Raw genomic sequence first — 18,529 nt, 5'->3', positions numbered from 1 at the left:
CTTGTTCTATACTAGAGATAGGAAATGTTATCTTATTCTTAAAATTCAAGGAGTGTTCGATATGGCGAAAAAAACAATTATGTTAGTTTGTTCTGCAGGAATGAGTACAAGCTTATTAGTAACAAAAATGCAAAAAGCAGCTGAAGCAAAAGGATTAGAAGCAGATATTTTTGCAGTTTCCGCTTCAGAAGCAGATCAACATTTAGAAAGCAAAGACGTAAATGTTTTATTATTAGGACCACAAGTTCGTTTCATGAAAGGCGATTTTGAGAAACGTCTAGCGCCAAAAGGAATTCCTTTAGAAGTAATCAACATGGCAGATTACGGCATGATGAACGGCGAAAAAGTCTTAGATCAAGCTTTGACATTGATCGGCGAATAAGCAAGACCTGCTGTTGAAGCAAACAAGAAACCTGTAATCGGTTCAAGTACTTTTCAAAAAGTACTTGAACCGATTTTTTTGCGTACTTAAAACTGAGGTGTATGTTATGACCAATCAAAAAGGAAGACAATTTTTTGTTTTAGATGAAACAATGAATGTAGGAAAACCCTTTGATTCTCGACCGGCAATGCTCGAGCAGGGGCAGAGAATCGTTTGTCAGCGATGCGGTTCTTCCCACCGCAAGCCGTCGGTGCAATTACCGATAGGCAGCTATTATTGTCCAACCTGTATTCGCTATGGTCGGATCACATCAAATGGGCGACTGGTGATTCAACCTACGGATAGTCCAGCCATTGATCACCACATCGTCTGGCCAGGAGCATTGACGCAGTTTCAGCAAAAAATTTCCCAGCAATTGGTGTCTAATTGTCGACAAAAGCGATCCTCGCTTGTTTGGTCGGTCACGGGTTCAGGGAAGACCGAAATGATCTTTGAAACGATCCGCTACGTTCGGCAAGAAGGTGGTCGAGTGGCGATCGTCTCACCTCGGATCGATGTTTGTCGTGAATTGTTTCCGCGGATTCAGCAAGCATTTCCACAAGAGGAAAGCTTGCTCCTTTATGGAAAATCAGAAGAGCCTTATCGCTACACAAACATCCTTATTGCCACCACCCATCAGCTATTGCATTTTTATCGGAGCTTTCAACTGATCGTGGTGGATGAGGTAGATGCATTTCCCTACGAGGGCGATGCGCAGCTGCGTTACGGATTATACAATGCCTTAGCCAAAAACGGGTGTCTGATCTATTTAAGTGCGACGCCTTCAGAACGACTGCTGCAAGAAATTCGTGGAAAATTCGCTGTCTTGAGAATGCCGCTGCGGTTTCATCAGCGTCCATTGATCGTTCCAAAACCTGTTCATTATAGTCACTGGGCGCAGGCTTATCGCAGAAAACGTTGGCTGCGACCATTGCTGCAGCAGTTGCAGCGGCTGCTTCAAAAAAACTTTGTCTTGGTGTTTTGTCCAAGCATTGCGCTGATGAAGGAAGTAGAAGCGGCTGTCCGCCGACAAGGCACGTCATGGTCTTTGACTAGCGTTTCGTCGCAAGATCAAAAACGGAGCGAAAAAGTAGCGTCTGCTCGTCGACAGATTTACAAGGTGTTGTTTACAACGATGATTTTAGAGCGTGGGGTGACGTTTGAAAACGTCTCAGTCATCGTATTGGGTGCTAATCATCCAGTCTTTACAAAATCGGCGCTCGTGCAAATTGCTGGTCGTGTCGATCGTAAAGGGGCCTATACGGAAGGGGAGGTCATTTTTTTCTACGACCAAATGACGGAAGCGATCCGAAAAGCACTCAACGAAATCAAGGAAATGAACCAATTGGCAAAAAGCTGGCTGACCGATGGTGTGTAGTTGGTGTAAAAGGACTTTTCCTAGAGAACGAACGATCATTGAGGTGTTGGCTCCTTGGCGTATCCCAGAAAATGAATTGTGCCCGCAATGTGCCCGACAGTTTTCAGTGATCGATTGGCGAACCTGCTGCCCTTCGTGTGGAAAAAAAGAAACTGAGTTTTGCAGCGATTGTCTCTATTGGGAAGAAACGTGTCCCATGATACAATTGCAGCACCGAGCGCTATTTGCTTACGATCAAGGAATGAAGGATTGGCTTCACGAATACAAACTGATGGGAAACTATCAGTTGCGGGGGACGTTTGCGCCTGTGATCAAACAGAAACTCAACAGGTTTGACTATGAGTGTTTGATTCCCATCCCACTATCGGCAGAGCGTTACCAACAGCGAGGGTTTAATCAAGTCACCGCTGTGCTGGAAGCCGCCGGAGTCAGATTTCAAGAGTTACTGGAGAAAGTTGTTGATACCGCACCACAGGCACAACGTTCTCGCAGGCAACGATTAGTAGAGGCGCAACCCTTTGCAGTGAAGCCAGATGTAGCGTGTGAAATCAAAGGGAAAAAATTATTGTTGATCGATGATGTGTATACTACCGGTAGAACGTTATATCATGCAGCTGAAGCACTGCAGTCCTTTGGCCCCCAGTCGATTCGTTCTTTTTCTATTGCTCGTTGAAACGTTATTTTGAAAACGCTTAAAGAAAATTGTTCGATTTACTAGGCAAATGACCAAGAGTTCGATATAATAGAGTTAAGAAGAAGAAAAGAGTGGTCCTTTTCCTTCTTTACTGGTAGACGAAAGGGGTAATTTTTATGTTTAGATATAATGTGCGTGGCGAAAATATCGAGGTAACAGAAGCGATCCGTGATTACGTCGAGAAAAAAGTAGGTAAATTAGAACGTTATTTTAATGATGTGCCAGAAGCAACAGCACACGTTAATTTGAAAGTTTATACAGAAAAAACTGCAAAAGTAGAAGTAACGATTCCTTTACCATTCCTAGTTCTACGTGCGGAAGAAACTTCACCTGATCTATATGCTAGTATCGATTTGGTTGTTGACAAATTGGAACGCCAAATCCGCAAATTCAAAACAAAAATCAATCGCAAATCTCGTGAGACAGCGTTGGTTCCGCCAACAGATGGTGATTTGTTCACAACTGAAGCAAACGATGAAGAAACCAATGGTTCTGATTTAGACATCGTACGTACAAAACGTTTGTCTTTAAAACCAATGGATAGTGAAGAAGCTGTTTTACAAATGAACATGCTTGGACACAACTTCTTTATCTTTGAAGATGCGGAAACGAATGGAACGAGCATTGTGTATCGTCGGAAAGATGGTAAATACGGGTTGATCGAAACGGATTAACACGTGTGGGATCCTTTTGGCGACACCCCAAAAAAAGTCTTTTTTGACAGAGTAGCTGAGAAGCTGCTCTGTTTTTTTATCTTTTGGAATGAAGCAAGAAATCTTTCTATATAAAAGTTGGCTTTGTTTCTCTTTTGTTTTATTGTGTTATACTATAGATGAAATAATACAGGGAGAGTGAATCATGACTACGTTAGCAGATGTCGCCAAAAAAGCAAATGTTTCCGCAATGACCGTTTCTCGAGTGATCAACCATCCAGATAAAGTGACCGAAGAGCTAAAGCAGCTCGTTCATCAAGCAATGCTAGAACTGGATTATCAACCGAATATTGCTGCCAAATCATTAGTTTCCAAGCGTTCCCATATCATCAAAGTGTATATCTTAGAGGAGATGGACACGACGGAGCCATACTATATGAATTTATTAGTGGGGATCGCTCGTTCCATCGGCAAAGCGCATTATTCGTTGCAGCTGGTTACGACGGATGGGGTGGATCGTGGCCCAGCAGATGGTTGTATCATTACGGGATTTCGCCAAAAGGATATGGACTGGATAAAAAATTTAAAGAAACCCGTCGTTCTATTTGGTGAAAATGAAGCTGGATTCAGCTTTGTTGATAGTGACAACTACCAAGGGATCGTTTCTGCTTGTAAACACGCCCTCGATACTGGCTATCAACACTTGGTCTATATTGGTTTAGAGTTGGAAGAAGCATTTACGAAAAGCCGAGAAAAAGGGTACATAGATACAGTCACAAAAACAGGACAAGCACCAAAAATCCATCGTTTTGAAAACCGTTCTTCTGCAGCCCGCACGTTTATCACAGCACAGAAGGAGCAATTTGCGGAAAATACTTGTTTTATTTGTGCGACGGATCGTTTGGCACTAGGCATCAATCAAGGCTTGCAGTCGATTGGCGCGCAGATACCAAAGGATTTTGGGATTGTCGGCTACGATGGGGTATTCCTGGATCAGGTCAGCTCGCCCAAGTTGACGACTATGAAGCAAGCCATCGTTGAGATGGGCGAAGCTTGTGGTGAATTACTGATTCAAAAAATTGAACAGAACGATACGAGCCTGCGACAACAGCGCTTTTTACCGCAACTCGTGGTTCGTGAATCCACAAGGTGAAAAATTAAGCAAATGGTTGCGCAATTTCTTTTCAATTCCTCAATATCTTAATTTAAAGGCTTTTTCAATTTTTGTTATCGCTAACATTTAGAAAATGTTTGCCATTTTAAGAAACCGGTTGCATAATAGAGTTACAAATTGCAGGAGGTAAACAGGATGAAAGTGAATTGGAAAAAGGCAGCTCTAGGATTAGTTTCAGGAAGTGCGTTGTTGGCGCTTGCAGCATGTGGCGGCAACGGCGGTAGTACCGATGGTAGTAATGCAGATGCAGGTTCAGGTAGCGATGAAAAAACGATCACGGTCTCTGTAGGCGCAGACTATATTGATTATATCAATGAAGTGAAATCTGACTTTGAATCTGAAAATGATGTCACCATCAACGTTGTGGAAATGGACATGTTCGATCAAATGGATGCGCTTCAACTAGACGGTCCTGCTGGGAAAGGCCCAGATGTTACGATGTCTCCTTATGACCGTGTGGGTCAAGTAGGCTCCCAAGGGCATTTGGCAGAAATGACTTTGCCAGATGATGGACGGTACAGCGATACAGACAAGCAACAAGTGACCATCGATGATAAGATCTATGGCGCACCAGCAATGATCGAAGCGGTTGTCATGTTCTACAACAAAGACTTGATCGATGAAGCACCAGCAACTTTTTCTGATTTAGAAGAACTAGCAAAAGATGATCGTTTTGCAGAAGGCGATGACAATGTTGGTTTCTTAGCTCGTTGGACGGACTTTTATTATACGTATGGTCTATTAGCAGGGCATGGCGGGTATGTCTTTGGTGATGAAGGAACAGATCCATCTGATCTAGGGCTGAACAATGAAGGTTCTGTTGAAGCAATCACGTATGCAACTGATTGGTTCCAAAATGTCTGGCCGCAAGGAATGCTTGATGTATCAGCCAACGAAAACTTGATGTTGGATTACTTCAATCAAGGCAAAACAGCAGCTATCATTTATGGACCATGGGGCGTGAACGGCTTTGAAGAAGCAGGCATCAACTATGGAGTAGCGAAAATCCCAACGCTAAACAACGGCAACGACTATGAAACATTTGGTGGCGGAAAAGCGTGGGTGGTATCTAACTACTCACAAAACAAAGACGTTTCTCAACAATTTGTCGAGTATTTGACCAACGAAGCCAATCAAGAGAAATTGTATGAAATGCGTCATGATATTCCAGCGAACATTATGGCTCAAGAAACAGTCGCTGCTTCTGATGATCCAGTAGCAAAAGCAGTGATTGAGCAATACAGTGTTTCACAACCAATGCCAAATATCCCTGAAATGTCTGAGGTTTGGGTAGGGGCTGAAAACATGCTGTTTGATGCAGGTTCAGGCAATATGACTCCTCAAGAAGCAGCGGATAATGCTGCCAAAACAATCGAAGAAGCGATTGAGCAGAAATACTAATAATTAGCCGATTACGGTCTGTCATTCATGTCGACGATTCTATAGAGGATGTTTGTCAAAAGGATTCCTTGCAACGTAGCACGCAAGAAATTGCTTGACGAGATTGTTTTCTATTGATCGTCGGCCGCTTGGCAGACTTTCGATTTTAAGGAGGATACATATGAGGACGAATTCACAAGCCATGCAGACATCGCTTCTTTCAATCATCCCTGGTGGGGGACAATTCAAAAATGGTCAGAAATTCAAAGCGGGTCTCTTTTTTGCAGCCTTTCTGATTTTTCTGGTCGAAATGCTTTTGTTTGGTGGACAAGCACTTTATAACTTTGTCACACTCGGATCAGTACCAATGGAAGACAACTCTTTGTTCTTGTTGATTGAAGGAACACTGCAGGTCATCGTTACCGTTATTTTCATTATCTTTTGGGTTTTAAATATCAAAGATGCTTATCAGGTTCGGCAAAGCATTGAAAAAGGCTTCCCGGTAGCTGTTACGAGAAAAGAATTTTTCAAAAAATTATACGAAGATGGGTTCGCGTACTTACTGACGATCCCTGCCTACTTGGTAATGATCGTAGCAATTATTTTTCCAGTAATGGTGACGCTCTTTATGGCATTTACCAACTATGATTTTCGACACATTCCGCCAGCAAACTTAATCGACTGGATCGGTTTTTCGAATTTCACGAATATCTTCACCTTAAGTTCTTACCGCGACACCTTTGTAAAAGTATTCAGTTGGACGGTGATTTGGACCGTTTTAGCAACCACCTTGCAAATTACACTCGGCATACTGACAGCAGTTGTTGCCAACCAAAAATTTGTGAAGTTTCGTCGCGTCTTTGGGGTGATTTTCTTGCTTCCTTGGGCGGTGCCAGCGTTTATCACAATCATGAGTTTTTCAAATATGTTTAATGATACCGCAGGAGCGATCAATACGCAGGTAATCCCGCTATTGAACAATCTGCCTTTTGTGGATATTGGGAACATTGCTTGGAAGACTGATCCGTTTTGGACGAAAACGGCGATTATTTTGATTCAGGGTTGGTTAGGGTTTCCTTACATCTATGTAATGGTTTCGGGGATTTTACAATCCATTTCCGAAGATTTGTATGAAGCAGCAAAAATGGATGGAGCCAATGCGTTGCAGCGTTTTCGGAACATTACGCTGCCGGCAATCTTTTTGGTAGCAGCCCCAACCTTCGTTACGCAATATACAGGGAACTTTAATAACTTCTCGATGATCTATCTATTTAACGAAGGTGGACCAGGGAGTTTAGGCGGAAATGCTGGATCGACAGATATTTTGATTTCATGGATCTACAAACTGACGACCGGCGGCTCACCACAATATTCGATTGCTTCTGCATTGACCTTGATCATTTCCTTTGTGGTGATCTCCATTTCATTACTGGTGTTTAAAAAGACGAATGCATTTAATATGGAGGATTGAGGATGAAAAAGAAGAAGTTTTCTTTCAGCAAATTATTTACCTACTTGTTTATGATCGCGTTATCGATCATTATCATCTATCCCTTGTTGATTACCGCAACCTCAGCCTTCAAGGCAGGGAACATGATCGCTTTTCGCTTAGATTTTGATGCGGATTGGACATTGAACAACTTTCGACGTTTATTCAATGAAACCCCGTATTTGACATGGTATAAAAACACCTTGATCGTGGCCGTTTCGACGATGATCATTCAAGTAATGATCGTAACGTTAGCAGGGTATACTTACAGTCGTTACCGTTTTGCTGGTCGTAAAAGTAGTCTGATGGTGTTCTTGATCGTTCAAATGGTACCGACAATGTCGGCGTTGACCGCTTTTTATGTCATGGGCTTATTAGCAAACGGTTTAGATAGCTTCTGGTTCTTGACACTGATTTATATCGGTGGTGGGATTCCGATGAATACTTGGCTGATGAAGGGGTACTTTGATACGGTACCCATCGACTTGGATGAATCAGCAAAACTTGATGGTGCAGGGCATTTTCGCATCTTTTGGCAAATCGTTTTGCCCCTCGTAAAACCAATGGTTGCCGTCCAAGCATTGTGGGCCTTTATGGGACCATTCGGCGAATTCTTGCTGGCGCGATTCTTGCTTCGCTCACAAGAGCGTTTGACCGTCGCAGTCGGGCTACAAACCTTTATCAATGATGCCCGTAACCAACGGGTCGCACTCTTTGCGGCAGGAGCGATTTTGATCGCCGTACCGATCGCTGCACTGTTTTTCTTCTTACAAAAATACTTTGTTTCAGGTTTGACCTCTGGCGGAACAAAAGGATAGGAATGATAGGATGTCTGAACAACGATTTCCCTTAACGTACTTTGGGGCCATTTTTTCTCCAACAAAAGTCTATGCATGGCGTAAAAAATTAAATCGCTGGCAGCAAGTGTTCGTCTATGTTTTCTTGATGTCCTTGCTGATGATCCCCTTGACCTTAATGATCAGCAAGCAAACGGATCAAGCCTTTGCGGCATTTTTTCCCCATGCAAAAACACTCGTGACGGCAGAAACGGCAGCAAAATACAATGAGTTGCAGCTGGAAGATGGCAAACTTTTAGCGGATGAGTCACAAGTCTTTTCCCAAACAGAAGCGGGGATCATAGGCGTTGCGCTTTCAGAAGCGGCTCTTGAAAAAGCGAAATACGCCATCAATTTTCGGGAAACAGACTGGACCATCAAAGAAGAAATCGATGGACAAACCTATCACTATGAAATGCGGTACACGGCGGAAATGGCACCTGATCAAGTAGATGATGCGGCTTCGTTTCAAAAAGCGATCGAAGACGGCTTCTATCGCAACAACGAGACAGCGATTTTCTTCAGTCAGACGATCACAGTGGCATTTTTATTGGTGGCAATGAATTGTATTCTAGTCATAGGCGCAGCGTTTTTCCTCTGGTTGACGAAAAAATCACGACTATCGACAATCGGCAGCTTCAAAGAAAGTACGAACGTGATTTTAAATGCACTGGGGGCAGGCTCTCTCGTTGCGATGTTGGCAGGATTTATTGGCGCTGATATCGTCTTGATGATCGGGATTCAGTCTTTAGGCATGCTACTGATGCTCTTCTTAGCTTTCTTAAAAACCCGTTTTAAAACGGCATAATTTGCAAACCTTCGCAACAAGACGTTTGGGCGTGTGCTGGACTTTCAGCGCCGATCAATGGCTTGTTGCGTGTTTTTTTCCCGCGTTTCTTTAAAATCTGTGAAAAAAGGTTAAGAATCCGTTTATCACGCAAGATTGATGCGATAGTTCTATCGAAAAATATTTCATTTATGGTGAACTAGTGCTAAAATAGTTAGGAGAGTTTCCAGCTAGGATAATGCAGAAGTAAAAGGAGAATTATTAAGGTATGGCCAATTTTTTTAGAAAATTAATCGAAAACGACAAAAAAGAATTAAAACGTCTTGACCATATTGCGAATCAAGTTGAATCACATGCGGATGAAATGGCCGCTTTATCTGATGAACAATTACGCGAGAAAACCGATGAATTTCGTCGTCGTTTCCAAGAGGGAGAGACTTTGGATAAATTATTACCTGAAGCCTTTGCAGTAGTACGTGAAGCTGCAAAACGCGTTTTGGGCCTTTATCCTTACCACGTCCAATTAATGGGTGGGATCGTCTTGCATGATGGGAATATCCCAGAGATGCGTACGGGTGAAGGGAAAACCTTGACGGCGACATTACCTGTTTATTTGAATGCTTTGAGCGGTCAAGGTGTCCACGTCGTAACTGTCAATGAATACTTGGCAACTCGTGACTCGACTGAGATGGGGGAGCTGTACAACTTTTTAGGGTTGACGGTCGGCTTGAACATTAACTCAAAATCGGCAGAAGAAAAACGTGCGGCATATGCTTGTGACATCACTTATAGTACAAACAATGAATTAGGGTTTGACTATTTGCGGGACAACATGGTGGTTTACCGTCATCAAATGGTACAGCGTCCATTAAACTATGCCATCGTCGATGAGGTCGATTCGATCTTGATCGATGAAGCGAGAACACCGTTGATCATTTCAGGACAAGCAGAAAAATCAACTGCGCTATACAATCGGGTCGACAATTTTGTCAAACGCTTGACGGAAGAAGAAGACTACAAAATCGATATCCAATCAAAAACGATCGGTTTGACAGAACGTGGGATCGAAAAAGCGGAAGAGACCTTCGGCTTAGAAAACTTGTATGATATTGAAAACACGGCATTGACCCATCACTTGGATCAAGCACTACGAGCGAATTACATTATGATTCGCGATATCGATTATGTCGTGCAAGATGGAAAAGTAATGATCGTTGACCAATTTACAGGTCGGATCATGGATGGTCGCCGATATTCTGATGGGCTCCATCAAGCGATCGAAGCGAAAGAAAGTGTCGAAATCGAAGATGAAACCAAAACGATGGCGACGATCACATTCCAGAACTACTTTCGGATGTACAAAAAACTGTCTGGGATGACTGGTACAGCGAAAACGGAAGAAGAAGAGTTTCGAGAAATCTATAACATGCAAGTCATTCAGATTCCTACAAACAAACCAATCTTACGGGATGATCGTGCGGACTTGCTTTATCCAACGCTTACGAGCAAATTCCAAGCAGTCGTTCAAGACATCAAAGAGCGTCACCGCAAAGGACAACCCGTGCTTGTAGGGACGGTCGCTGTTGAGACTTCTGAATTACTGTCATCGATGCTTGATCGTGAGAAAGTTCCTCATGAAGTATTGAATGCCAAGAATCACTTTAAAGAAGCAGAAATCATTTTGAATGCGGGACAAAAAGGTGCTGTAACGATCGCGACCAATATGGCTGGTCGGGGAACGGATATCAAGTTAGGTCTTGGTGTTGCAGAACTAGGCGGCTTGGCAGTTATCGGTACTGAGCGTCATGAATCACGACGGATCGATAATCAGTTGCGGGGACGTGCGGGACGTCAAGGAGATCCAGGGATGTCGCAATTTTACTTGTCGTTAGAAGATGATTTAATGAAGCGTTTTGGTTCTGAACGAATCAAAGTGTTCTTGGATCGGATGAAGATCGATGAAGGCGACGCCGTGATCCAAAGCAAGATGCTTTCAAAACAAGTAGAATCTGCCCAACGACGAGTGGAAGGCAATAACTACGATACTCGGAAAAACGTCTTGCAATACGATGACGTGATGCGAGAACAGCGGGAAGTTATTTACGGACAACGTCAAGAAGTGATCATGGAAGAAACGGATCTTTCACCACAATTAATGAATATGGTGAAACGTTCCATCAGCCGAGTCGTCGACAGTCATACGCAATTAGAAGAAAGCAATTGGAACTACGAAGGAATCGTTGATTTTGCGGCGAATGCACTTGTTCATGAAGATACTATCAGTATCGAGGACATCAAGGGCAAATCAGCTCAAGAGATCAAAGACTACCTAAACCAACGGGCAGAAGAAGTCTTTGAACAAAAGAAAGCACAACTTAATAGTCCAGAACAATTACTGGAATTTGAAAAAGTCGTCATCTTACGAGTTGTCGATACGAAGTGGACCGACCACATCGATGCTATGGATCAGCTGCGTCAATCGGTTGGGTTACGGGCTTATGGACAAAACAATCCATTAGTTGAGTACCAAACAGAAGGATTCAATATGTTTGAGAACATGGTTGGAGCGATCGAATATGAAGTAACTCGTCTCTTTATGAAGGCAGAGATTCGTCAAAACGTTCAACGGGAACAAGTTGCTCAAGGGGAAGCACAAGGGGTAGAAGAAGCACCTGCTGCCCAAGCACCAAGTTTCAAAAACGTTGGTCGTAACGATCCTTGTCCATGCGGCAGCGGGAAAAAATTCAAGAATTGCCACGGGAAAAATATGTAACACGTTTTGAAAAAGTTGAGAGTAGGCTGGCAGACGTTTTTGTCCAGTCTACTTTCGTTTGTAAGAAAAAAAGAAAGAAGGAATTTTAATGGAAATCGCAGATATTCGGAATCAATTGACCCAGATGAATGAAAAAATAATCAGTTTTAGGGGGTCTCTTTGACTTAGATCAGTTAGAAGAGGACATTGCGGAAGCGGAACACCAAATGGCAGATCCCACCTTTTGGGATGACTCAGAAAAAGCTCAACAAGTCATTAACGCAAACAATGCCAACAAAGAGACCTACGATCAGTTCAATCAGTTAGCAGAAGAATTGGAAGAGCTGGAAGTGATGTTGGAAATGATTCAAGAAGAAGCAGACCCAGAAATGGAAGCAGAACTTGAAGCACGGATCACGAAGCTAAACGAGAAAATGGCGTCTTATGAATTGTCGATGCTGTTAGATGAACCCTATGATCGAAATAACGCCATCATCGAGCTTCATCCTGGTGCAGGCGGTACCGAATCACAAGACTGGGGCAGCATGCTGTTACGGATGTATACTCGTTTTTGCGAACAACACGGGTATCAAGTAGAGACCCTCGACTATCAAGCTGGTGATGAAGCGGGGATCAAAAGTGTCACTTTACTTGTAAAAGGCCACAACGCCTATGGGTATTTGAAATCGGAAAAAGGCGTTCATCGTTTAGTTCGGATCTCACCTTTTGATTCAGCCAAGAGACGGCACACGTCATTTTGCTCGGTGGATGTGATGCCAGAATTAGATGGGGCGATCGATGTGGAAATCAACTCAGATGATTTGAAAATCGATACGTACCGCGCAAGTGGTGCGGGTGGACAGCACATCAACAAAACCGAATCTGCTGTGCGGATCACCCATATTCCGACAGGAACGGTCGTTGCTAGCCAAGCCCAGCGCTCACAATTGAAAAACCGTGAGCAAGCGATGGGGATGTTGAAAGCCAAGCTGTATCAATTAGAAGTGGAAAAGAAAGAGCAAGAGGCAGCAGCTTTGCGAGGCGAGCAGTTAGAAATTGGTTGGGGCTCGCAAATCCGTTCTTATGTCTTCCATCCCTATTCGATGGTCAAAGATCACCGAACGAATTTCGAAACTGGGAATGTACAGGCAGTCATGGATGGCGATTTGGATGGCTTTATCGACGCGTATTTGAAGCTGAAACTGAATCAAAAATAACCTTGTGTGACTTAAACAGATTGAAACATAATTGTAATCTGTTGCAAGCAAGGTGAAATATATTCATGCTATAATAAGCCAGAATGAAAATTTGAGATGGAGAGATAGCTGTATGATAGAAATGAAAGATATAATGAAAAAGTACTCTAATGGTACGACTGCTATCCGTAACCTTTCGATTTCAATTGATCAAGGAGAGTTTGTTTATGTCGTGGGCCCATCGGGTGCCGGTAAATCAACCTTTATCAAATTGATGTATCGGGAAGAAAAAGCAACTAAAGGCGTTTTGAATGTCGCAGGATATGATTTGGTCGGCATGAAAAACCGCGAGATCCCATTGATGCGTCGGGAAATCGGCGTGGTCTTTCAGGATTATAAACTTTTACCACGGAAAACGGTCTTTGAAAATGTTGCTTATGCAATGCAAGTTATCGGCCGCAAACCTCGTGATATCAAAAAACGGGTGATGGAAGTGTTAGACTTGGTCGGCCTGAAACATAAGGTGCGGGTATTTCCAAGTGAGCTTTCCGGTGGGGAACAACAGCGGGTGTCGATCGCTCGTGCCATCGTAAATACGCCGAAAGTATTGATTGCGGATGAACCAACGGGGAATCTAGATCCTGAAAACTCATGGGAAATCATGAAGCTGCTTGATCGGATCAATGCCCAAGGAACAACGGTCGTTATGGCGACCCATAATAGTACGATCGTAAATACGATTCGTCATCGCGTGATCGCGATTGAAAATGGCCGCATTATTCGCGACCAAGCGGAAGGAGAATATGGTTACGATGATTAGAACATTTTTCCGTCATCTCCTGGAGAGTATCAAAAGTTTAAAGCGTAACGGCTGGATGACTATTGCGTCATTGAGTGCGGTAACGATCACACTGACATTAGTCGGTATTTTTCTAGGTGTAATCTTAAATGCAACAAAACTAGCCGAAGACATTCGCGAGAATGTGGACGTTTCGGTTTTCGTTGATATTGGTACGGAACAAGAAGACATGGATGCTTTGGAACAGTCCTTAAATGATCTGCCGAACGTTTCAGAAGTGAAATTTTCTAGCCGAGACGAAGAGTTGCAGAAGATCCAAGATGCAATGGGGGATTCATGGAACTTGTTCGAAGGCGACAGCAATCCGCTGTATAACGTGTTTGTCGTCAGTGCAACAGATCCAGAGTATACGACAGAGATCGCTGAGCAAGCTGGCGAATTGCCAAATGTTTTCAAAGCCGATTACGGCGGAGATTCTTCTGACCGAATCTTTGAATTGTCTGCTGCTGTGCGGACTTGGGGCTTAGCTGCTGCTGTCTTATTGATTTTTGTGGCAATGTTCCTGATCTCTAATACGATTCGGATCACGATTTTGTCTCGTCAAAGAGAAATTCAGATCATGCGTCTGGTGGGGGCGAAAAACGGCTACATTCGTTGGCCATTCTTCCTTGAAGGCGGCTGGATCGGACTCTTAGGTTCGATCGTTCCGATTGCATTAATGTACTTCGGCTACCACCAAGTTTATGCAATGGTCAATCCATCCTTACTGCGTTCAAATTACAGTTTAATTGCACCAAATATGTTTCTATTACAAGTTTGCGGTGTAATGGCGCTGATTGGGATCGTGATCGGTTCACTTGGTTCCGTCTTATCAATGCGCCGTTTCTTAAAATTCTAAACCGATGTTTTTTTAGTCGATCGTCAAGATCGGCTTTTTTTGTTTCATCACAGTGTTTCTTTACTTTAGGTACTATTTTTTGATATGCTTTAGTAGCGGGAAATCGGGGAAGAGGTGGAGAAATGGTTGTAATGGATAATTTGGTAACCATTTTATTTATAGTCAATATTTTGTTATCAATCATTATCATTTTCAGAGAAAGGCGGCAGACTGCTCAAACGTGGGCCTGGCTTTTGGTCTTGATGTTCATTCCAATCGTTGGCTTTGTGCTTTACTTTTTCTTTGGTAGAGGGATCTCTAAAGAAAAGATCTTTGATATGCGCTCACAGGCAAAGGTGGGGCTGAATGTTGAATTAGAAGAACAAAAACAAGCCCTCGCTCGTCAGCTGTTTCCGCATCCGCCGACCGCGCAGGTAGAAGTGCAGCAGCTGGTCTACCTGTTGACAGTCTTTGGGCAATCCCTGTATACGACAGCGAATAGTATGACGCTTTATACCGACGGACGGCAGAAATTTGATGCCTTGATCGCGGATATCGAACAGGCAAAAAATCACATTCATATGGAATATTACATTTATCGCAGTGATACATTGGGAAATGAAGTCAAAGAGGCACTGGTGCGCGCGGCGAAGCGAGGCGTAAAAGTAAGAGTCTTATTAGATGCGTGGGGCAGCACCCAAGTATCATTGAAGTTTTTTGATGAGTTGCGTCTACATGGCGGTCAAATTGCCTTCTTCTTTCCTTTATTCGTTCCTTATGTCAATCCGCGAATCAATTATCGAAATCATCGGAAAATCGTGGTGATCGATGGAGAAATTGGCTATACAGGCGGTTTTAATGTGGGAGATGAATATCTAGGGCAAGTGGAAAAATTCGGTTATTGGCGAGACAATCACTTGCGAATTGCCGGTTCAGTTGTCTATTCGCTGCAAAATCGGTTTTTGATGGATTGGAATTCACAACATGCGTTGGAGATCAAATATGATCCTTCCTTGTTTCCTGAAATTAAACAAGTCGGGACAGTTGCAGCCCAAGTCATTACGAGTGGTCCTGATACGGAACATGAAGAAATCAAAATGACCTATCTGAAAATGATCAACTTAGCCAAAAAGGAAATCTTGATCCAAACACCTTATTATATTCCGGATGAAGCCATTCACAATGCCTTGAAGTTGGCACTGCTTTCTGGGGTGAAAGTCCATATACAAATCCCTAACAAACCGGATCATCCCTTGGTATATTGGGCGACCTATTCCTTTGCGGCTGAGCTGCTGCATTTTGGGGCAGTCATCGAAACCTATGAGAAAGGGTTTATGCATGCAAAAACGATGATCATTGACAGTGGGCTCGTTTCGATTGGTTCAGCAAATATCGATGTCCGATCGTTTCGTTTAGACTTTGAGGTCAATACGATCATCTACGATGCACAACTCGCGACGCAAACGAAAGAAGCGTTTCTGGCGGATTCGATCGATTCTAAGCACTTAACGATCGAAGCGTATCAGCAAAGAAAGCTGACGATCAAAATCAAAGAAGGTTTGGCACGCCTTGTGTCACCCTTGCTGTAAAAAAAGTGCCCTTTTCCAAAAGATGGAAGCCATCATTTTGGAAAAGGGCACTTTTTTAATAGGATTAACCCATAATACTTGTGTATGCTGCTAAGAAAATCGAGCCAACAGTGAGAATAAGCATGGTCCAGATCACGACTTGCGTGATTTTTGCAAAGGTACTTTTTGGTTTTTTCTCGTTCATTCTAATCCACCTTTTAGAGTTATTCTAGTGACAGTTTACCCTCAAATACACAAGAACTCAAGTTGAACCAAGGAGAAATTAAGAAATTTTCAATTTCAGGACAAAAAAAATCATTAGAATGGCAAGATAGACTTGTTGAAGATACGCCCTTCTGTTTTAATAGGTAAAGAAATGCATTCTTCAAGACTTTCAAAAGTCAGCTGGTGAACAAAGAGGCTCCTTAAAAAATTTCATGACTGTCTTATTCCAGCTCAGATTTTTAAAAGAACTGAAACACGGATGTAAAGAAAATAAAGTATAGTGACACTAGTTGTTAGAAAGGATTTTGCTGTATGTCTGGATTTAATCCAATCGTTTTGTTTTGGTATATCTTCCCTGTGCTCGTCTATTTCGCCTGTCGGTTCATTGTTTCTGCGTTGTCCTTGAATGATCGTTACCACGTGAAGGCACCGGATTTAGCAGTACCGTTTTTGATGGTCGGGATTCATCAATTATCAAAGTATACTTTTGATCAAGCGATCACATTGTACTATTTGATCTCCATTTTTTTATTAGGGATTCTGCTGGCAGTTTTTCAGGCATATTACTATGAGGAGATCCAATATGGTCGCTATTTAAAGATGTATTGGCGTAGTATTTTTCTATTTACGATCATTTTTCATGTCGTTTTGATCATTCTAAATATTGTTAGTTACTTATAGTGTTTTGACTCTTGATAAACGCCCATTTTTTCACTTAAAGTTTTTTTAAAAACTTTAAGTAGTCGGTTTTCCTCTTTTTCCTCATTTGGTAAAGAAAAGTCAAACAACTTCCCTTTCAAATTTCATATAATTTGTGGTAGAAAGTGGGGGATTGTGGTAGACTGTGAATATCAGGTGGAGATCGGGGGTTATTTATCGATGTTTATGGGTGAATTTCAACATTCGATAGATGCAAAAGGCCGACTAATCGTCCCTTCAAAACTACGAGAAAAACTCGGAGAAAAATTTGTTGTGACACGTGGATTAGATGGCTGTTTATTTGGCTACCCCTTATCTGAATGGGAAAAACTTGAAGAAAAACTAAACGAAATGCCTTTAGCGAAAAAGGACGCTCGGACATTTGTCCGCTTCTTTTATTCTGCTGCAACAGAGTGCGAAATCGATAAACAAGGACGAATCAATATCCCTGTTACATTGAGAAATCATGCAGACCTTACCAAAAGCTGTGTGATCATCGGCGTTTCAAACCGAATCGAGATTTGGGATGAAACGCGTTGGCAAGCATTCTCTGAAGAAGCAGAAGAAAACTTTGATGAAATTGCTGAAACAATGATTGATTTTGGCTTATAGGCTTGATAGGAAGAGGAAAAAACACATGGCAGATTTTCAACACTACACCGTTATGCTACAGGAGACCGTTGATGGGTTAAAGATTCGTCCAGAAGGCGTCTATGTCGATTGTACATTAGGTGGAGCCGGTCATAGTGAATATTTATTGTCGCAACTGTCTGAAGAGGGACATCTCTTTGCTTTTGATCAAGACCAAACTGCTATCGATCATGCGAAAGAACGTTTAGCACCATATGTTGCTAAAGGAATGGTTACGTTCATTAAAAGTAATTTCCGCTATTTAAAGGAAGCGTTGCATCAACACGGTGTGAGCCGAGTCGATGGGATTTTGTACGATTTAGGTGTTTCCTCACCCCAATTAGATGAAGCCGAACGCGGCTTTAGCTACCACCAAGATGCACCGCTGGATATGCGGATGGATCAAACTGCAGCATTGACTGCCTATGAAGTAGTCAATCAATTCGACTACCACCAATTAGTCAAAATCTTCTTCCGTTATGGAGAAGAAAAATTCTCGAAACAAATCGCTCGTGAAATCGAGCGGGTGCGACAAGATCATCCAATCGAAACAACGGGTGAGTTGGTCGATATCATCAAAACAGCCATTCCGGCGCCAGCAAGAAGAAAAGGCGGACACCCTGCAAAACGGGTTTTCCAAGCCATTCGCATTGCAGTCAATGATGAGCTAGGTGTGATTGAAGAATCACTTGAACAAGCGATTCATCTTTTAGCAGTCAACGGACGTGTGAGTGTCATCACGTTTCACTCTTTAGAAGATCGCATCGTGAAATCGATGTTCAAGGAATACAGCACACCGAAGGATATGCCGCCAGGTTTGCCGATGATACCAGAAGAATTCCAACCAACACTTAAACTTATAACAAGAAAACCACTACTTCCAACTGAGGAAGAAGTAGCTGAAAATAATCGTTCTCGCAGTGCGAAACTGCGAATCGCGGAAAAAATCAAGGAAAGCGAAGGGTAACAAC

General features: G+C 42.7%; 17 protein-coding genes and 2 pseudogenes. 18 read left to right on the top strand and 1 reads right to left on the bottom strand.

Annotated elements, in window-relative coordinates:
* Positions 1-61 precede the first annotated feature (61 nt).
* The 15 genes and pseudogenes from IGI72_RS13590 to cls all read left to right on the top strand — a co-directional run bounded on the left by IGI72_RS13590 (position 62) and on the right by cls (position 16,025).
* On the top strand, positions 62-382 hold the full coding sequence (locus IGI72_RS13590) for a PTS sugar transporter subunit IIB (protein WP_005228768.1): 321 nt from the start codon (positions 62-64) through the stop codon (positions 380-382).
* Between the two features lie 106 nt (positions 383-488).
* The gene (locus IGI72_RS13585) at positions 489-1,799 is read left to right on the top strand and encodes a DEAD/DEAH box helicase (RefSeq protein WP_034869159.1); all 1,311 of its coding nucleotides are present in this window, start codon (positions 489-491) and stop codon (positions 1,797-1,799) included.
* 196 nt (positions 1,800-1,995) lie between these two features.
* Entirely contained in the window at positions 1,996-2,472 is a 477-nt protein-coding gene (locus tag IGI72_RS13580) for a ComF family protein (RefSeq protein ID WP_016608760.1), read from the top strand.
* Positions 2,473-2,609: 137 nt separating this feature from the next.
* Positions 2,610-3,167 carry a ribosome hibernation-promoting factor, HPF/YfiA family gene (gene hpf, locus IGI72_RS13575; RefSeq protein WP_005231866.1) on the top strand — a complete coding sequence of 186 codons (558 nt, stop codon included), beginning with the start codon at positions 2,610-2,612 and terminating at the stop codon, positions 3,165-3,167.
* 184 nt (positions 3,168-3,351) lie between these two features.
* Complete coding sequence (locus tag IGI72_RS13570) at positions 3,352-4,299, top strand: LacI family DNA-binding transcriptional regulator (protein ID WP_005228774.1); 948 nt, start codon at positions 3,352-3,354, stop codon at positions 4,297-4,299.
* 156 nt (positions 4,300-4,455) lie between these two features.
* Entirely contained in the window at positions 4,456-5,721 is a 1,266-nt protein-coding gene (locus IGI72_RS13565; RefSeq protein ID WP_016608758.1) for an extracellular solute-binding protein, read from the top strand.
* Positions 5,722-5,881: 160 nt separating this feature from the next.
* Positions 5,882-7,171 (top strand): carbohydrate ABC transporter permease, encoded by a 1,290-nt coding sequence (locus IGI72_RS13560; RefSeq protein ID WP_438754580.1) that lies wholly within the window; start codon positions 5,882-5,884, stop codon positions 7,169-7,171.
* A 2-nt stretch (positions 7,172-7,173) separates the two neighbouring features.
* Positions 7,174-8,007, top strand: coding sequence for a sugar ABC transporter permease (locus IGI72_RS13555; protein ID WP_016608756.1), 834 nt, complete (start codon positions 7,174-7,176; stop codon positions 8,005-8,007).
* Positions 8,008-8,017: 10 nt separating this feature from the next.
* The gene (locus IGI72_RS13550; RefSeq protein WP_428220668.1) at positions 8,018-8,833 is read left to right on the top strand and encodes a DUF1189 family protein; all 816 of its coding nucleotides are present in this window, start codon (positions 8,018-8,020) and stop codon (positions 8,831-8,833) included.
* A gap of 247 nt (positions 8,834-9,080) precedes the next feature.
* Positions 9,081-11,465, top strand: a pseudogene (gene secA, locus IGI72_RS13545) (preprotein translocase subunit SecA); the annotation flags it as partial.
* Positions 11,466-11,510: 45 nt separating this feature from the next.
* A pseudogene (locus tag IGI72_RS13540) lies at positions 11,511-11,585 on the top strand (SEC-C metal-binding domain-containing protein); the annotation flags it as partial.
* Between the two features lie 88 nt (positions 11,586-11,673).
* Positions 11,674-12,781 (top strand): peptide chain release factor 2 gene (prfB, locus tag IGI72_RS13535; protein ID WP_100214389.1). Its coding sequence is split into 2 segments (ribosomal slippage): positions 11,674-11,745 and positions 11,747-12,781, totalling 1,107 coding nucleotides; the frame shifts between segments, so codons are not numbered across the junction.
* A gap of 112 nt (positions 12,782-12,893) precedes the next feature.
* The gene (ftsE, locus tag IGI72_RS13530) at positions 12,894-13,580 is read left to right on the top strand and encodes a cell division ATP-binding protein FtsE (RefSeq protein WP_005228783.1); all 687 of its coding nucleotides are present in this window, start codon (positions 12,894-12,896) and stop codon (positions 13,578-13,580) included.
* On the top strand, positions 13,573-14,457 hold the full coding sequence (ftsX, locus tag IGI72_RS13525; protein WP_010749773.1) for a permease-like cell division protein FtsX: 885 nt from the start codon (positions 13,573-13,575) through the stop codon (positions 14,455-14,457). Before ftsE ends, ftsX begins: the two co-directional genes overlap by 8 nt.
* 122 nt (positions 14,458-14,579) lie before the next feature.
* Positions 14,580-16,025, top strand: a complete 1,446-nt coding sequence (cls, locus tag IGI72_RS13520; RefSeq protein ID WP_438754577.1) for a cardiolipin synthase — start codon at positions 14,580-14,582, stop codon at positions 16,023-16,025.
* A 64-nt stretch (positions 16,026-16,089) separates the two neighbouring features.
* Here the strand turns inward: cls and IGI72_RS13515 are convergent, their stop codons facing one another.
* Positions 16,090-16,209 carry a DUF4044 domain-containing protein gene (locus IGI72_RS13515; protein ID WP_005237290.1) on the bottom strand — a complete coding sequence of 40 codons (120 nt, stop codon included), beginning with the start codon at positions 16,207-16,209 and terminating at the stop codon, positions 16,090-16,092.
* 332 nt (positions 16,210-16,541) lie between these two features.
* Between IGI72_RS13515 and IGI72_RS13510 the strand changes: the two genes are divergently transcribed.
* The 3 genes from IGI72_RS13510 (at position 16,542) to rsmH (ending at position 18,525) form a co-directional block, all read left to right on the top strand.
* Positions 16,542-16,910, top strand: coding sequence for a DUF3397 domain-containing protein (locus IGI72_RS13510; RefSeq protein ID WP_005228786.1), 369 nt, complete (start codon positions 16,542-16,544; stop codon positions 16,908-16,910).
* Between the two features lie 198 nt (positions 16,911-17,108).
* Positions 17,109-17,540: a division/cell wall cluster transcriptional repressor MraZ gene (gene mraZ / locus IGI72_RS13505; RefSeq protein WP_005228792.1), complete on the top strand. Its 432-nt coding sequence runs from the start codon at positions 17,109-17,111 to the stop codon at positions 17,538-17,540.
* A gap of 25 nt (positions 17,541-17,565) precedes the next feature.
* Positions 17,566-18,525, top strand: a complete 960-nt coding sequence (gene rsmH, locus IGI72_RS13500) for a 16S rRNA (cytosine(1402)-N(4))-methyltransferase RsmH (RefSeq protein WP_005228794.1) — start codon at positions 17,566-17,568, stop codon at positions 18,523-18,525.
* Positions 18,526-18,529 lie beyond the last annotated feature (4 nt).

The sequence above is a fragment of the Enterococcus sp. DIV1059_2 genome (assembly GCF_051713685.1).
Lineage (GTDB): Bacteria > Bacillota > Bacilli > Lactobacillales > Enterococcaceae > Enterococcus_D > Enterococcus_D casseliflavus.
The sequence above is the reverse complement of the archived record's forward strand: the minus strand, read 5'-3'. Positions and strand labels throughout refer to the sequence as shown.

Coding starts and splice junctions, on each gene's coding strand:
- IGI72_RS13590 (WP_005228768.1), top strand. CDS start 62: ATGGCGAAAAAAACAATTATGTTAGTTTGTTCTGCAGGAATGAGTACA.
- IGI72_RS13585 (WP_034869159.1), top strand. CDS start 489: ATGACCAATCAAAAAGGAAGACAATTTTTTGTTTTAGATGAAACAATG.
- IGI72_RS13580 (WP_016608760.1), top strand. CDS start 1,996: ATGATACAATTGCAGCACCGAGCGCTATTTGCTTACGATCAAGGAATG.
- hpf (WP_005231866.1), top strand. CDS start 2,610: ATGTTTAGATATAATGTGCGTGGCGAAAATATCGAGGTAACAGAAGCG.
- IGI72_RS13570 (WP_005228774.1), top strand. CDS start 3,352: ATGACTACGTTAGCAGATGTCGCCAAAAAAGCAAATGTTTCCGCAATG.
- IGI72_RS13565 (WP_016608758.1), top strand. CDS start 4,456: ATGAAAGTGAATTGGAAAAAGGCAGCTCTAGGATTAGTTTCAGGAAGT.
- IGI72_RS13560 (WP_438754580.1), top strand. CDS start 5,882: ATGAGGACGAATTCACAAGCCATGCAGACATCGCTTCTTTCAATCATC.
- IGI72_RS13555 (WP_016608756.1), top strand. CDS start 7,174: ATGAAAAAGAAGAAGTTTTCTTTCAGCAAATTATTTACCTACTTGTTT.
- IGI72_RS13550 (WP_428220668.1), top strand. CDS start 8,018: ATGTCTGAACAACGATTTCCCTTAACGTACTTTGGGGCCATTTTTTCT.
- ftsE (WP_005228783.1), top strand. CDS start 12,894: ATGATAGAAATGAAAGATATAATGAAAAAGTACTCTAATGGTACGACT.
- ftsX (WP_010749773.1), top strand. CDS start 13,573: ATGATTAGAACATTTTTCCGTCATCTCCTGGAGAGTATCAAAAGTTTA.
- cls (WP_438754577.1), top strand. CDS start 14,580: ATGGTTGTAATGGATAATTTGGTAACCATTTTATTTATAGTCAATATT.
- IGI72_RS13515 (WP_005237290.1), bottom strand. CDS start 16,209: ATGAACGAGAAAAAACCAAAAAGTACCTTTGCAAAAATCACGCAAGTC.
- IGI72_RS13510 (WP_005228786.1), top strand. CDS start 16,542: ATGTCTGGATTTAATCCAATCGTTTTGTTTTGGTATATCTTCCCTGTG.
- mraZ (WP_005228792.1), top strand. CDS start 17,109: ATGTTTATGGGTGAATTTCAACATTCGATAGATGCAAAAGGCCGACTA.
- rsmH (WP_005228794.1), top strand. CDS start 17,566: ATGGCAGATTTTCAACACTACACCGTTATGCTACAGGAGACCGTTGAT.